The 14,189-nt window shown below is 60.8% G+C and carries 17 protein-coding genes; 5 read left to right on the forward strand and 12 right to left on the reverse strand.

The features are described from left to right. The first annotated feature begins 1 nt into the window (after position 1). Positions 2-379 carry a response regulator transcription factor gene (locus K6M89_RS00080; protein WP_097580910.1) on the forward strand — a complete coding sequence of 126 codons (378 nt, stop codon included), beginning with the start codon at positions 2-4 and terminating at the stop codon, positions 377-379. 1 nt (position 380) lies between these two features. Continuing rightward, positions 381-1,073 (forward strand): response regulator transcription factor, encoded by a 693-nt coding sequence (locus K6M89_RS00085; protein ID WP_097580911.1) that lies wholly within the window; start codon positions 381-383, stop codon positions 1,071-1,073. Positions 1,074-1,095: 22 nt separating this feature from the next. On the opposite strand, the gene K6M89_RS00090 is transcribed toward K6M89_RS00085, so the two are convergent. Continuing rightward, positions 1,096-1,317 (reverse strand): hypothetical protein, encoded by a 222-nt coding sequence (locus K6M89_RS00090; protein ID WP_222137967.1) that lies wholly within the window; start codon positions 1,315-1,317, stop codon positions 1,096-1,098. 69 nt (positions 1,318-1,386) lie between these two features. On the opposite strand from K6M89_RS00090, the gene K6M89_RS00095 reads away from it, so the two are divergent. From K6M89_RS00095 to K6M89_RS00105, 3 genes are all read left to right on the forward strand, one after another. Further along, complete coding sequence (locus K6M89_RS00095; protein ID WP_222138351.1) at positions 1,387-1,746, forward strand: ArsR/SmtB family transcription factor; 360 nt, start codon at positions 1,387-1,389, stop codon at positions 1,744-1,746. Positions 1,747-1,879: 133 nt separating this feature from the next. Continuing rightward, the gene (locus K6M89_RS00100; protein ID WP_097580913.1) at positions 1,880-2,545 is read left to right on the forward strand and encodes a nitroreductase; all 666 of its coding nucleotides are present in this window, start codon (positions 1,880-1,882) and stop codon (positions 2,543-2,545) included. Between the two features lie 82 nt (positions 2,546-2,627). Continuing rightward, positions 2,628-3,200, forward strand: a complete 573-nt coding sequence (locus K6M89_RS00105) for an NADPH-dependent FMN reductase (protein WP_096769936.1) — start codon at positions 2,628-2,630, stop codon at positions 3,198-3,200. 295 nt (positions 3,201-3,495) lie between these two features. Here K6M89_RS00105 and K6M89_RS00110 read toward each other — a convergent pair whose 3' ends face one another. From K6M89_RS00110 to K6M89_RS00160, 11 genes are all read right to left on the reverse strand, one after another. Beyond that, the gene (locus K6M89_RS00110; protein WP_222137968.1) at positions 3,496-4,437 is read right to left on the reverse strand and encodes an ABC transporter ATP-binding protein; all 942 of its coding nucleotides are present in this window, start codon (positions 4,435-4,437) and stop codon (positions 3,496-3,498) included. Positions 4,438-4,459: 22 nt separating this feature from the next. After that, a complete protein-coding gene (locus K6M89_RS00115; RefSeq protein ID WP_222137969.1) occupies positions 4,460-5,095 on the reverse strand; it encodes an ABC transporter permease in 636 nt (211 codons plus the stop codon). Beyond that, entirely contained in the window at positions 5,092-5,724 is a 633-nt protein-coding gene (locus K6M89_RS00120) for an ABC transporter permease (protein ID WP_222137970.1), read from the reverse strand. The genes K6M89_RS00115 and K6M89_RS00120 overlap by 4 nt, the downstream gene beginning before the upstream one ends. A 37-nt stretch (positions 5,725-5,761) precedes the next feature. Further along, positions 5,762-6,580 (reverse strand): phosphate/phosphite/phosphonate ABC transporter substrate-binding protein, encoded by an 819-nt coding sequence (locus K6M89_RS00125; RefSeq protein ID WP_222137971.1) that lies wholly within the window; start codon positions 6,578-6,580, stop codon positions 5,762-5,764. Between the two features lie 5 nt (positions 6,581-6,585). Beyond that, positions 6,586-7,590 (reverse strand): ornithine cyclodeaminase family protein, encoded by a 1,005-nt coding sequence (locus K6M89_RS00130; protein WP_222137972.1) that lies wholly within the window; start codon positions 7,588-7,590, stop codon positions 6,586-6,588. Between the two features lie 118 nt (positions 7,591-7,708). Next, on the reverse strand, positions 7,709-8,596 hold the full coding sequence (locus K6M89_RS00135; protein WP_376744685.1) for a glycine betaine ABC transporter substrate-binding protein: 888 nt from the start codon (positions 8,594-8,596) through the stop codon (positions 7,709-7,711). 114 nt (positions 8,597-8,710) lie between these two features. Beyond that, the gene (locus K6M89_RS00140) at positions 8,711-10,216 is read right to left on the reverse strand and encodes an HAL/PAL/TAL family ammonia-lyase (protein WP_222137974.1); all 1,506 of its coding nucleotides are present in this window, start codon (positions 10,214-10,216) and stop codon (positions 8,711-8,713) included. Next, a complete protein-coding gene (hutC, locus tag K6M89_RS00145) occupies positions 10,213-10,980 on the reverse strand; it encodes a histidine utilization transcriptional repressor HutC (RefSeq protein ID WP_222137975.1) in 768 nt (255 codons plus the stop codon). The genes K6M89_RS00140 and hutC overlap by 4 nt, the downstream gene beginning before the upstream one ends. Beyond that, on the reverse strand, positions 10,977-11,828 hold the full coding sequence (locus K6M89_RS00150) for a MaoC family dehydratase (protein ID WP_097580923.1): 852 nt from the start codon (positions 11,826-11,828) through the stop codon (positions 10,977-10,979). The genes hutC and K6M89_RS00150 overlap by 4 nt, the downstream gene beginning before the upstream one ends. After that, positions 11,825-12,631, reverse strand: coding sequence for an SDR family NAD(P)-dependent oxidoreductase (locus tag K6M89_RS00155; protein ID WP_222137976.1), 807 nt, complete (start codon positions 12,629-12,631; stop codon positions 11,825-11,827). The genes K6M89_RS00150 and K6M89_RS00155 overlap by 4 nt, the downstream gene beginning before the upstream one ends. Next, positions 12,628-14,178: an acyl CoA:acetate/3-ketoacid CoA transferase gene (locus K6M89_RS00160; protein ID WP_222137977.1), complete on the reverse strand. Its 1,551-nt coding sequence runs from the start codon at positions 14,176-14,178 to the stop codon at positions 12,628-12,630. The genes K6M89_RS00155 and K6M89_RS00160 overlap by 4 nt, the downstream gene beginning before the upstream one ends. Positions 14,179-14,189: the final 11 nt, after the last annotated feature.

The following is a 14,189-nucleotide window of genomic DNA, read 5'->3' on the forward strand; positions in this document are numbered from 1 at the left end:
CATGAACGAGACAAGACATGTGGTCGCAATTGTCGATGACGATCCAAGACTGCTGGAATCGATGGGCGACCTTCTGGAATCGGCCGGTTACGTGGCCCGCGGTTTCCCGTCGGCGGGCTCGCTGCTCGTCAGCGGGCTGTCGGACCTCGACCTGCTCATCACCGATATTGGAATGCCTGGCATCGACGGCTTCGAGCTCCGTGACCTGGTGAGAAAATCGCGTCCCGAGTTGCCGGTGTTCCTGATCACGGGCCGCCACGAGATCGCCGATCAAGGCCGCGCTCAGGGAGGCGGTGGATTCTTCCGCAAGCCCTTCGATGCGCAGGCCCTGCTGACGGCTATCGCCAATGCTTTACGTGAATCGAGAGATGGAGGGTGACATGAGAGTTGACCAGCCGTTGCTGCGGAGATCGGCGCCGTTATCATTGCAATGCAGATATCAAGAGGACCAGCCGCTCGTCATTATCGTCGATGACGACGCATCGGTACGTGAGGCCCTGTCCGAGCTGATCTTGTCGGCGGGTTTTCAGCCGGTCAGTTTTGCCTCGACTCGAGAATTGCTTGACGCCGACATATTGGAAAACCCCGGCTGCCTGATCCTCGATGTGCGCATGCCGGGGGCAAGCGGCCTTCACCTGCAGAGCCAGCTGGCCGAAAACGGCATTTCCAAGCCGATCATTTTTCTGACCGGCCACGGCGACATTCCGATGACCGTCCAGGCAATGAAGGCGGGTGCTGTGGATTTTCTCACCAAACCGGTGCGGGATCAAACGCTGCTCGACGCCGTCACTGCGGCCATTGCGATGGATGCCGAACGACGGGCCGAAGCCGCAATCGCCAAGCGCAATGTCAAACGCCTGGAGACGCTGACACAGCGCGAGCGCGAAGTTCTGCACGAAGTGGCGCGCGGACGCCTCAACAAGCAGATCGCCTTCGATCTCGGCATCAGCGAGGTAACGGTCAAGCTGCATCGCAGCAATGTCATGCACAAGATGGAGGCCGCCTCGATCGGTGAACTGATCCGGGCCTGGGAAACGCTGCCGGCGCAAATGCGGCAAGCCGGCTCGCGTTAAAGCGCGTCGCATCAAAATTGATTCATGCTGCGCGCTTGAGCCCTTTGTTTTGATGCATGTCGTTGTCCCGGAACCGCTGCACATTTCCGGGCGACATGCATTCGCTCTTTTTGCCTGACGCTTTCCAATAACGAAGAATACCGGCCACGCACGCGAGCTTCCTGTCCATTTTATGCGCGTCGTATCCGATTCGCGTTGAAAAAGACGACGCGGCGCCGGCAATGGGTTTCGGCTTCGCACCCATGCGTTATCTCTAAATTAAAGCTCAAGGATATGACCTCATGTCCGGCTTGATTCCATAAGGAGATCGCGCCTGAACAATCGATCGTCAGCCACGCCTTCCCCAGAAACCAACGCTTTCGACATCGAAGCAACCTTCTTGTCGGCCATGGGGAACGCCAAACGACTGCACATTCTGCATCTGTTGACCGAGGGAGAGGTGTCGGTGACAGATCTGGCCGATGAAGTGGGATTGAGCCAATCTTCGACTTCCCAGCATCTGGCAATTCTTCGAGAACACGGACTCGTGCAGACGCGAAGGGCTGCCCAGACGATCTATTATTCCCTTCAATCCGACACCGCGAGGACGATGCTCGATACGCTCGCCGATATCTTCGGATCGCGCCGTCACTCCGCGGGAGACCGCGTCCGAGCCGGGCAGCTGACGAAATGACCATGTTGCTCTTGCCGCTCAATCCCTGATGAACGTTTGATGTACGCCTCCTAGACCAGGGTGTGGTTACGCCTCCATTGCGAATGGAGATAATGAACCACATCAGCAACGGAAGGGTCAGGAGAAGGCGATCATGGACGTCTATGAGGCAGTCACAAGCCGACGGTCGGTGCGCGGGTTCAAAGACAAGCCCGTGGCACGGGAGACACTCGAGCGCGTGCTGTCCGCCGCGGCTTGGTCGCCGTCAGGATCGAACATCCAGCCGTGGAACACTTACGTGATGACCGGCGCGTCGCTGGCCGAGCTCAAGACATCCGCCATCGAGCGCGTGGCCCACGGCGACCCCTGGGACAAGCGGCAGTACGAGATGTACCCCGCCGCGCTCAAGTCCCCTTACGGAGAGCGCCGATCCGCCTTCGGCAGGGAGCGCTACAGCGCGCTCGGCATTACCCGCGAGGACTGGGAGGCGCGCCAGCGGGCGGCAATCGCCAACTGGAACTGCTTCGGCGCGCCCGCCGCCCTGTTCTGCTACATCGACCGTGACCTGGGCCCGCCCCAATGGGCCGATGTCGGCATGTATCTGCAGACCGTCATGCTGCTGCTGCGCGCCGAAGGACTGCACAGTTGCCCGCAAATGGCATGGTCACAGGTTCGCGAGACGGTTGCGGAAGCCCTGTCACCGCCGGACGGGCTCATCCTCTTCTGCGGCATGTCGATCGGGTACGAGGACCCCGCAGTCAGTTTTGCCCGGACGGGCCGCGCGCCTCTCGCCGAGACGGTCACTTTCGTCGATGAGTAATACCTGCGCTCAAGGAACAAGAGACCCCTTCCATGCTTCCTGCGTATGATGTCCTTTATCATCCGCAATATTGGAGAACGCCATGACCACGCATAAAGTCGGTTATCTCATCGGCAGCCTCGCCAAGGGCTCGATCAATCGCAAGCTTGCCAAGGCGCTGGTGCGGCTCGCCCCGCCGGAACTTGAAATGTCAGAGATATCCTTCAAGGATCTGCCGCTCTATAGCTACGACTATGACGCCGACTACCCTCCGGCCGGCAAAGCATTCAAGGCGGCAATCGCGGCCGTCGACGCCGTGTTGTTCGTCACGCCCGAATACAACCGATCCATACCCGGCGGGCTGAAAAACGCCATCGACTGGGCAAGCCGCCCCTACGGCACCAACTCGTTCACGCGCAAGCCGTCAGCGGTCATCGGCACCTCGCCGGGCGCGATCGGCACCGCAGTCGCCCAGCAGAATTTGCGCAGCGTGCTCAGTTTCTGCAATTCTCCCCAGATGAATGCCCCGGAAGCCTACATCCAGTTCACACCCGGGCTGATCACCGATGACGGCGAAGTCACGAACGAGGCCACCGCCGACTTCCTTCGCAAGTTCATGCAGGACTTCCATGTCTTCATTGCAAGGGTTCGCTCAGTGCTGCCGAAAGATGCTTAGAGCATAAAAGAAGCTGGCCGCTCATGCGGCAGCAGCCAGTTTTCGGTTTTCAAATGACGTCTTTAAGCGAAGGCGTAGGAGCCGGCCGGCCGCTTCGGCACGCGCCGCTGCCAGTGGGACAACGGCCAAGAATGAACGAGCGGAGTTGACGTCAATCCGGCCGACACTACACGATCCCATTGTGTGAAACCCATCTACGGCCTCAGACAGGCGATCGGCAATCCATTTCAGCACGCGTGGGCAGCATTGGCGTATTGGCGTCGAACACAACCGCTGCGGTTTTTGCCGGAATTTTCTATAGCCGATTGGCGCGCAACAAAGTGTCACGAGACAGATATCCCGCAAGCGTCCCATCGGCTGACCTGACATGGAGGCCCGGCATCTCGCCGGAGAGGATGAGCGCCAAGGCGTCGTGGACCGTGGCGCCAGCGGCGATCTCGGCATCGCCGTTGGACGGTTCCGGCCCGGTCATGATCGTCGATACAGCAATCAAACTCAGCCTCTTTATGGCTCGGTCGGGGCCGAGGAAGTTCTCGACGAATTCGTTGACGGGACGCGCAAGAATTTCCTGCGGGCTATCATATTGAAGAAGGCGGCCATCCCGCATGATCGCGATGCGATCGCCCATCTTGATGGCCTCGTCGAGGTCGTGCGTGACGATGACGACGGTCTTCTTCACCTTCCTGAGAATATCGCGGAATTCGTCCTGAAGCCGAACGCGGGTGATCGGATCGATCGCGCCGAACGGTTCGTCCATTAGCATGATTGCAGGGTCGGCGGCGAGCGCGCGCGCGAAACCGACGCGCTGACGTTGCCCACCCGACAATTCGTGTGGCAGGCGCTGCCGCATGATGGCCGGATCAAGTCCCACCAGATCCAGGAGCTCATCGACCCGGCGATCGCTGCGCGCCTTTTCCCAGCCGAGAAGCCGCGGCACGGTCGCGACATTGCGTGCGATCGACATATGCGGAAACAGACCGACCTGCTGGATGACATAACCGATGCTGCGGCGCAGCTCTCTCTGATCGACCCGGGCGATATCTCTGCCATCGACCAGCACCCGTCCCGCCGTGGGTGTCTCCAATTGATTGATCATGCGCATGGTCGTGGTCTTGCCGCAGCCCGAAGGACCGATCAGGGCAACCGTCGTGCCGGTTTCGATCAGGAGATCGAGATTGTCGACCGCATGCTGGCCGCTTCCGTCGTAATTCTTCGTAACATGGTCGAGATGAATCATCCTGATATCCGCTTTCGGCCGCTTAGCGCCGTTGAGTGAAGACGCGCTCCAGGGCGCCGAACGCCAATTCCGCAAAGATCGCCAGCAGGGCTATCGGGACCGCTCCGACGAGAAGGCGCGGCATGTTCATGATGGCAATGCCGGCATTGATGAAATCGCCAAGCCCGCCGCCGCCGATGAAGGAGGCCAGCGCCGCCCCGCCGATGACCTGGATGGCACTCGTCCTGACGCCTGACAGGATCGCGGGAACGGCCAGAGGAAGTTCGATCTCCCACAGCATCTGCCTGGCGCTCATGCCCATTCCGTCGGCCGCATCGATCACCGAGGCGTCGATCTCCCGGATGCCGATGATCGTGTTCAACAACAATGGCGGCACGGCAAGGACGATCAGGGCGATCACCGACGGCAACAATCCGATGCCGAGAAAGGGCATCGTCGCCGACAGGATCGCAAGGCTCGGTATGGAGCGCAGGGCGCCGGCGATATTGACCACGGCAAAGGCAGCGCGAGGTGCCCGTGCGACGACAAATCCAAGTGGCACGGCAATGACGAAGGCGATGCCGAGCGATAGGACGCACATCAGCAGATGGCGATTGATAGCGTTGAAGAAAGTGCCGGAGTTGTTGAAGATCCAGCTGAATGCATCGATCACGATCATGCCGCTTTACCTCCACTGCGCCGACGCAGCAGCTTTTCGAACGATGCAAAACAGTAGTCGGCAAAGAGCGCCAGAAATGACGTCAGCAGCCCGCCTGCTATGATCTTTTCAGGAAACCGCTGGTCGATACCTTCGAAAATGATGACGCCGAGCCCGCCGGCATTGATATAGGCGGCAACGGTCGCGATGCCGATGACCGTCACCATGGCGATGCGGATACCGCCGACGATATAAGGCATCGCCAGCGGCAGCTCGACTTCCCAGATCCGCCGTGCCGTGCCGTAGCCCATGCCATTGGCAGCTTCGAGTATGTCACGCGGAATTGCCTGGAAGCCCATGCCGATATTGCGGATCAGGATCATCAGCGAGTAGGCGGCAAGACCGGTAATAGCGGGCGCCGCCCCGATACCCATGATGGGAATGAGGAGCGCAAACAGCGCCAGACTAGGCACCGCAAACAGGATACCGGTGACGATGACAATGGCCGCAAAACTCCGCGGCCGCCTTGCCGCCCATATCCCGACGATCAGCGAGATCACCAGGGCAATGCCGACCGAGGAAAAAACGAGATAGAGATGCTCCAACAGCGCTTCGAGTAGCCGGTCGAGATGTTTAGGGACCCATTTCATTGTCGAGACCTTCGCGTCCGAGCGCTCGTTCGCCTGTCTACCATGCGATCCCCAATCTGCGATCGGCGTCGCCGGCTCTCTGCGGCAGGACATCGTAGGCGGACGGAGCGACCGCCGAAAATCGTCTGAGGCCGAGTCGTTCCAAAACCGCCGTTCCCTCGGGTGTTTTATGCAACGTCACCAGGCTCCGCTGTAACGCTGTGGCGAGATCCGCGGGTAATGTTTGTGCAGCAACCAATAGCGGAGCGGGAAGCGGATCGGTCGTCGCAAGAACATGCAGACCATCGATCGCGTCGTGTTCGTGCATCGACAACAATTGAAAGGCATAAGCGTCGATCGCGCCCGCATCGATCCTGCCATCCTTGAGGGCTGCGACGATGCCTGAAGGATTGAGCAGCGGTCCAACCGTTGTGCTCTGCTTCATCTTGCCGGGAAACTGGCCGGCGAGGTAGGAGCGCACCGCGTGGTAACCCGATTGGGAATCACGCACGGTCCAGCCCCAGCGTGCCGCAGCAAGATCCGCCACCGCGTTCACCGGGCCGGTGGAGGCGACGAGGATGTGGCTGGCATAGAGCGGCTGATCCAAAGACCATGCCTCGCTCGAGACGGGTGCGGCAAGCACAGTCGGCCTTGCTCCTTCAGGCATGCGTGAAAACGGATAGCCGCACATGAAGACCGCGCCCATGTCCGGCCTCGCCCACAATTCCGACAGGGGGGCTGGCGCTGCATGAGCGATGATCTCGAGCTCGATGCCGGAACGCTCGCTGACCAGCGCAAGCAGCGTGTCCCACAGGCCGCGAATGCGCGGACTGAGATTATACATTCTCGAACAGGCGATCGGCTTGGACATCACCATGGCAATTATGCGAACCGCAGGCGCTGGCCGATATTCATCTCTCTGGCCTTCTCCACCATGGCAGCACCGAGCGCCACGTCGGTCGTGCTGAGGCCGCGGTGCCAGAACAGGATCGTCTCCTCGTCGCTCTCGCGGCCGGGTTTCATGCCGCAGACGATCTGGCCGATTTCGGCATGCAAGTTCTCGGCCGTCACCTTGCCCTCATCGACGTGACGACGAAGCGCTCCGAACGGCTTGCCGGGGCCGCATTGTCCCCAGTCATCGACGACGACCTTGTCGATGATATCGGTGAGATCGAATTCAAGCGCGCTCATCGTGCCATAGGGCACGACGAAGGCTCCCTTCTTCACCCATTCGGTCTTGAACAGCGGCGCCGGTTCCGGCAGGCGGCTGGCCTCGACCATGATATCGGCGCCCTTGAGGCAATCCTGCCAATTGTCGGTGACGATGATCCTCTTGCCGAGATCCTTCTCAAGACGCTTTGCGAAGGCATCGCGACTTTCCGGACGGCGCGAATGCACGCGGATTTCATCGAAGTCGAAAAGATGATCGAGAAGGCGGACATTCCAGTAAGAGGTTCCGCGGGCACCGATATGGCCGAGAATCTTGCTGTCCTTGCGGGCGAGATATTTTGCGCCGAGGGCGGTCACGGCGCCCGTGCGCATGTCGGTGATATCAGTTGCGTCGATGATGGCCTTCGGCACGCCCGTGTTCGGGTCGAACAGGTTGAGGACCGCAAGCTCCGAAGGCAGGTCGACTTTGTAATTGTCGACGAAGTCACCGACCACTTTGACGCCGGCATAGTTCAGCGCTTTGACATAGCCGCGAAGCACGTTGAAATGGCCTTTGTCGGAGCTCTCCGGCACAAGATGGACGCGCGGCTCGATGACGGTTTCGCCCCTGCCCTGCGCATCCAGCGCCTTCGCCACAGCATCGAGAATCTCGTCATTCGTCAGCGCCAGTGCCTTGGCATCGAGGGCGTTGAGGTAATCGATCCAGATTTCCTGCATTTCCTGCTTCTCCACATTCCTGCCCGGCTGCTGAACGGACGGATTTCGAACAAAACCCTATGAAGGATGACCGCGCCAGGTCGCGGCCGGATTGATATCCGGCCGCGGGGCATGACAATCACTTCGGCAGCAGGCCGTTTTCCTTGAGGAAATCGACCGCCACGTCCTTGGCTTCCTCGTGATCGGTCTCGACCTTGGCATTGAGGACCCGCATTTTCTCATTATCGAGATGGGTGCCGACCGCTTCCAGCAGTTCGGCAACTTTCGGATTGGCCTTCAGCACGTCCTGGCGGACGACGGGGGCCACGTAGTAGGGCGGAAACAGACCCTTGTCGTCTGCCAGCGGCACGAGGTTCTTCGAGCCGATCTGCCAGTCGGTCGCCGCACCATTGGCGACGTCAATTTCCTTTTGTTCCAGCGCATCATAACGAAGACCAAGCTTGGCAAACTGCTTGAACTCCTTGAACTCGGCGTCGTAAACACGCTTCAGGCCGGGCAGCCCGTCGGCGCGGTCCGGAAATTCAGCGCCGCCACCGAAGACCAGGGTCTTGGAAACCTTGGCGAGATCCGACAGGCTCTTCAAGTTGTTGGCCTGCGCCGTTTCCTGCCGGACCACGATGACATAGCCATTGTTGATGCCGCTCGGCTTCAGCCAGGTGAGGTTGAACTGCTTGGCGTAGAAATCCTTGACCTGCGTGTAGACCTTGTCGGCATCGGTCGACATCTCACCCTTGACGACGGAAGCGAGCGCCGTGCCGGTATATTCCGGATAGAGATCGATCTCGCCGGCCACCAATGCCTGGTGAGCAATCAGCGTGCCGCCGAGATTGATCTTGCGCTCAACAGTGACGCCGGCATTTTCCAAAACGGCGGCGTACATTTCGGCAAGGATAAACTGCTCGGTGAAATTCTTGCTGCCGACCTTGATGGTCTCTGCGGCTGCAGGCTGGAACATGGCGGCTGCCATGATGCCGGCTGCAAGGATGCATTTTGTCCAATTTTTCATAGTCATTCCCTCTTGTTGACTTTTCAATGAACGAACCGACAGCATTCCCCAGAATAACCGTCAGCATGACCGGTCGGCGCCCTGCCCTTCTTGCCGGGGCAGTGGCGAACCGGCTTATTGCGGGCCAGGCCCGATCAATGCGGCAATTGTCGCAAAATCCGGCCCTTGCGCGCGATCCTCTTCAAGCGGCGGGACGTGGTTGCGTACGAAAGCATAGGCTTGCGCCGATCCCTTGCCCAATTCGCCTGAGACGCCTCTGAGCTCGACGGCCTGTACCGAGGCGATCAGTTCGATAGCGATCAGATAGCGCAGGCGCTCGATGATCGCCTGCGTCTTTGCCAAAACGCTCGGGGCCATCGACGCCTGGTCTTCGATGCCATCGGCGACGGGAAGGGGCGAAAGCGAAACGGGCATGGCCAGATGACGGATTTCGGCTTCCATGGCCGAGACGGTCTTTTGCACGGTCGCAAAACCGGTACGGCTCTGGCCCATCGGGGTCAGGAAGCGTGGGAGGTCGGACATGCCGGGCGACATGATTTTCATGATCCGATAGGCGGTGCCTGCCGCGCAATGCGCCATCGCCTGCCCCAGCCTTTCCCAGGCGAGCACAAAGGCGGTCATGTCAAAATTGCCGTGTGAAAGAATGACGCCCTCGGATGCGATCACGACAGGATTGTCGCTGGAACTGACGAGCTCAATCTCGGTCGCCTGCCTTGCCTCGTCGATCGCATGCCTCAACGCACCCCAGACCTGCGGTGTGCAGCGATAGCTCAAAGGATCCTGGAGACGTCTTGCTGCATCGGCGGCGAGCAAGGAGCTTCCCGAAAGCAAATCCATCAATTGAGCGGCGACACGGCGCTGTCCAAAGGCCGGTCTCGCGGCTAGAGCGCGGTCGTCGAAGACGCTGACATTGGCCCGGAACGCTTCGAAATTCACGGCAATCGCCTTCAGAGACCAGTCGAAGAGCTGCTCGATATCCTCAAGCGCCAGACAGGCGAGGCCGATGGAGAGACTGTTGGCCACAACAAGCGCATGCCCGTCCTTCGGCGCCAATTCGAGGGGCTTCAGGCCTGCCCTTTCAAGGGCGATGGCGGCCGGCAGCACTTCGCCGCCAAGCTCGATCTCGCCGAAACCCAGAAGCCCCCGGCTCATATGGGCAAGCGGAGCCAAATCCGCCGCGCCGATCGAGCCCAGTGACGGGACGACAGGATGCACACCTGCATTGATGGCGGCAATCAGACCCTGGAGGACTTTCAGCGAAACGCCGGAGCCGCCCGCCGCCATGCCGGCGGCCCTGACGGCCATCATCGCCCGCACGGGTTCCTGGGCAAGCGGTTCTCCGACGCCGACCGCGCGGGCTTGCGGCACACGCATCTGGAACGCCACCAGATCTTCCGTTGCAAGTCGGGTGTCGACCCCTGCTCCAAGTCCCGTGGTCAGCCCATAGACCGGCAGATCGCTTTCCGTATAGCGGTCGACGACGGCGCGCGCGGCGACAATCCGGGCCTCGACCTCGGCGGAGACCTCGATCCTTGCGTGACGACGGGCAATTGCTGCGATGTCCTCGATCGTCGGCGGCGCCGCGCTGAAGATGATCGATGGAGAATTGGTGGCGCTCACTGTTTCTCTCCGAGAATGGCGACGGGCCTGGAGGGCCCCTTGGTGGACCGTGCTTCCAGCCGATATTGCGCGCCGGGATAGTATAACAGCGCGCAGGTAACGACGGCCTCGCCTGACCAGGTTCTTCGAAAGACGCGCAGGCAAGGGTGATCATTCTTCAGGCCGAGAAATTTGCGGATGGCCCTATCCGGTTTGACGGCCTGGACGATATGTTCGAACGCCGTTATCGGTGCGACCTTCGTCAGATATTCGTGCGGTGTCATGCTGCCGAAGTCGGCCGACAGATAGTCCGGCGCGACCAGCGGATTGACGTAGCGCTCCTCGACCTGAATGGGCTGGCCGTTTTCCACGTGGACGATCAGCGAATGCATCACTTCCGCGCCGAGGGTGAGTTCGAGCGCGTCGGCGACATTGGCATCCGCCTTCATCAAGCCGGCCTTGACCACCACCGCCTTGTGCGTGTGCCCCCGCTCCAATATTTCGTCGGCTATGTTGCGAATTTGAAGCAGATCGACATCGAGGTGCTTTGGCGACACGAATGTTCCGATCCCGGCGGATCGTTTGAGAACGCCCTCGAACATCAACTCCCGCAGCGCCCGGTTCGCCGTCATGCGGCTGACGCCGAATGCCGCCACCAGTTCGCTTTCGGAGGATACCCGGTCTCCCGGCTGCAGCTTGCCCTCGGCGATGTCGGCCAGGATCTGCTCCTTGATCCTGATATAATGGCGTGCCTCGCCGGCGGCGGGTTTGAGCGCTTTCGTCATGACAACCTCGCCACGCCATTGTCGAGGATGATAGCGCCCCGCGAAGCAACGAGCCCCCTGAAGCGAATCTCGGCACCGTTGCGCCATATCTGCAGGGTGATCGTTTCCCCGGGAAAGGTCGGCGCGCTGAAACGCGCCGCGATCGCGCTCAAGCCAGTAGCCATGCCTGGATCGATGGCAGCGACAATGGCGTAGCCCGCATGGCCGAAGCTGCACAGCCCATGCAGGATCGGCCGGTCAAAGCCGCTTCTGCTCGCTGCCTGCGGGTCGACATGCAGCGGATTGAGATCACCGTTCAGGCGATAGATGAGAGCGGCGTTTGCCGGTATGTCGACATTGAATTCGAAGTCCGGCTCTCCGTCCGGGACTTTGGGCAAAGGTTCAGGCGCAGATCCCGCCGAACCGCATCCACCGTCGCCGCGGCAAGCATTCGTCTGGACGATCGTCGCGATCGGCTCATCCCCGTCCGCGGTTGTGATCAGGCGCTCGAAGCTGACGAACATTCCCTTTTCAACGCCGCGATCGACTACCGAGAGGACGCGTGAGCGAGAGATCAGTCGCACATCGAGTGGGACCGGGCGGTGGATCGTCAGGCGATGTTCGGAGTGCACGAGACGCGCCCAGTCGACGCCCGTCTGCTGCATCCAAGGTCCTGGATGCGCTACGATATTGGCAAGGGTCGGCGCGGTCACGAGATCGCGTTCATAGACATAGCTCAGCGCCTTTTCGTCGAGCGCGTTGGAGCCGTAGCCAACCGAGAGCGCGTACAGGATGGCATCTCTTGCGGTGACCACATGTGTTGCTTGCGGCACCGGGTAATCGAGGATGGATTGGGCCGACAGCGTCACGATGCGGCGCCCCCGGATGTCGCGGATTTGCGAACGCCACCGGACAGGCGGATGCCGCCGTCAACGGACAGCAATTCGCCGGTAACGAAGTCTGCACCCTGAACAAGCCAGACAATAGCGCCGGCAACGTCTTCCGGCGTCGCGACCCGGCCGAGCGGCGCGGTTTCCGAAAATCGCTTGGCAATGGCTCCATAGGCGTCCGGCCCGAGCGTGTCGCGCATCCAGCGCGTATCGATGATGCCGGGACAAACGGCGTTGACACGAATGTCGGGACCGCAGGTGCGCGCCAAAGCCAAGGTCAGCGCATTCAACGCGCCCTTGGAGGCCGTATAGGCAAGCGAGCTGCCGCCGCCCGTAAAGGCAACGTTGGATGAGACATTGACGATCGCACCGCCGCCGCTGCCCCGCATTGCAGGCACTGCCGCCCGGCACATCTGATAGGCGCCGATGACGTTGACACCGAAAACGTTCTGGAAATCTTCGGCCGACAGCGTCTCCAGATCGAAAGGATCGGATATGACCGTCATTGCGGCATTGTTCACCAAAGCGTCGAGACGCCCCCACCGATTGACGGCAACCGCGACCATTCGGCGGCAAGCCGCGTCATCGGCAACATCGGCCTGGACGACCTCCACCTCCGCGCCCAGGCTGCGGCAGATATCGCCGGTCTCATCGGCCTCTTTCTTGCTGCGGCTGTAATTGACGACCACCCTGGAACCGCCCTCGGCGAATTGTTTTACGCATGCAGCGCCCACACCCGTTGCCGAGCCCGTGACGATGATGGCGGCTCCATCGATTTTCATTTGGCAAAGTCCTTCATCGCATGGGTCGAAAACAGGCGCGCATCCATCTGCTTCAACTGATCCGACACTGCGACGCCCTGCGGCAGGCGGTCGAGAACATGAGCGGCAAGATCGATGCCGGGGGCAAACTCCGTCAGCGTCAAGCATCCGTCGATCACCCGAAAAACGGCCCGCTCAGTGACGACGAGCTGTGACTGTCCCTCCGGTGCAAAGGCCGGGCTCGAACTGACCTGGTCGACAGCCTCGACGATCTTGCAAAGGCGGCCGTCCTGGATGATGTCGAGCCTGCCGTCGGCAACCGCAATCTCAGCGCCGCCAGCCGAAAATGCGCCGAGATAGACAACATGCTTGACCGTCTGCGAGATATTGGTGAAGCCGCCGACCCCGACGATGGAGTTGTTGAAGCGGCTGACATTGACCGCCCCGTGCCGATCCACCTCGGCCATGCCGAGAAAGGCGATATCGAGGCCGCCGCCGTCGTAAAAATCGAACTGCGATGCCTGTGGGATGATAGCGGTCGGATTGACGGCGGCGCCGAAGGACAGCTCCTCGGCCGGTACGCCGCCGATGACGCCGGATTCGATCGTCACCGTATAATCGTCGAATCCCTCTTCGCTGGCAATGCGGCCGATCCCGGCCGCAATGCCGATGCCGAGGTTGATCGTCGGGCGATGGAGGGTCGCCAGTTCCAGGAAAGCACGGCGCTGAATAATCTTATCGGCCGACAGCGGCGCCGGCTGCAGACGGCTCACCGCCATCCGGACGCGCCCGGTATAGGCGATATTGTCCGTTTCGGCGAAGCTGACGCCGTGCTGGGCCGGATTTTCGCAGACGACGACATAATCGACCAGCGCCGCCGGGATGCGAACATCGTTCGGCTGCAGCGAGCCGCGTTCGGCAATCCGCTTGACCTGCACGATGACGATACCGCCGGAGTTTCGGCCTGCTTGGGCCATGGCGAGCACGTCGAGCGGAAAGGCTTCGTCCTCGAGGGTGATGTTGCCGTCTTCGTCGGCCGTCGTTCCGCGCAAAAGCACGCAGTCGAGCGGCATCGAAGGATAAAGCAGCCATTCTTTGCCGCGCAGCGACACGCGCTCGACAAGCGCGCGCGGCGTCGTCGCATTCATGCGACCGCCGCCATGCAGCGGGTCCATGAAAGAGCCGAGCCCGATATGGGTGATCACCCCAGGCTGACCGGCGGCAATTGCACGATAGAGCTGCGCGATGACGCCTTGCGGCCAGCAATGCGCCTCGATTTTTTCCTCGATCGCCATCCTGCCGAGGCGCGGCGTTCCGCGCCATCCCCCGGCAATCACGCAGGCGACGAGGCCGTCATAGCCGAAATGCCCCATGCCGCGCGTCTGACGATCGCCCGTGCTGGCAGCAAACAGAAGTCTCAGCTTACGGGGTTTTCCGGAGGCGAGGAAACGTTCCTCGACCGCGGCCGTAATGGCCTCGGGATGGCAGCACCCTCCAAAACCAGAAGCAGCGACAGTCATCCCGTCTTCGAGAAGATCCGCAGCCTGTTGTGAAGAGATGATCCGCATGACGATCTTTG

This window comes from Rhizobium croatiense (assembly GCF_019793465.1).
Lineage (GTDB): Bacteria > Pseudomonadota > Alphaproteobacteria > Rhizobiales > Rhizobiaceae > Rhizobium > Rhizobium croatiense.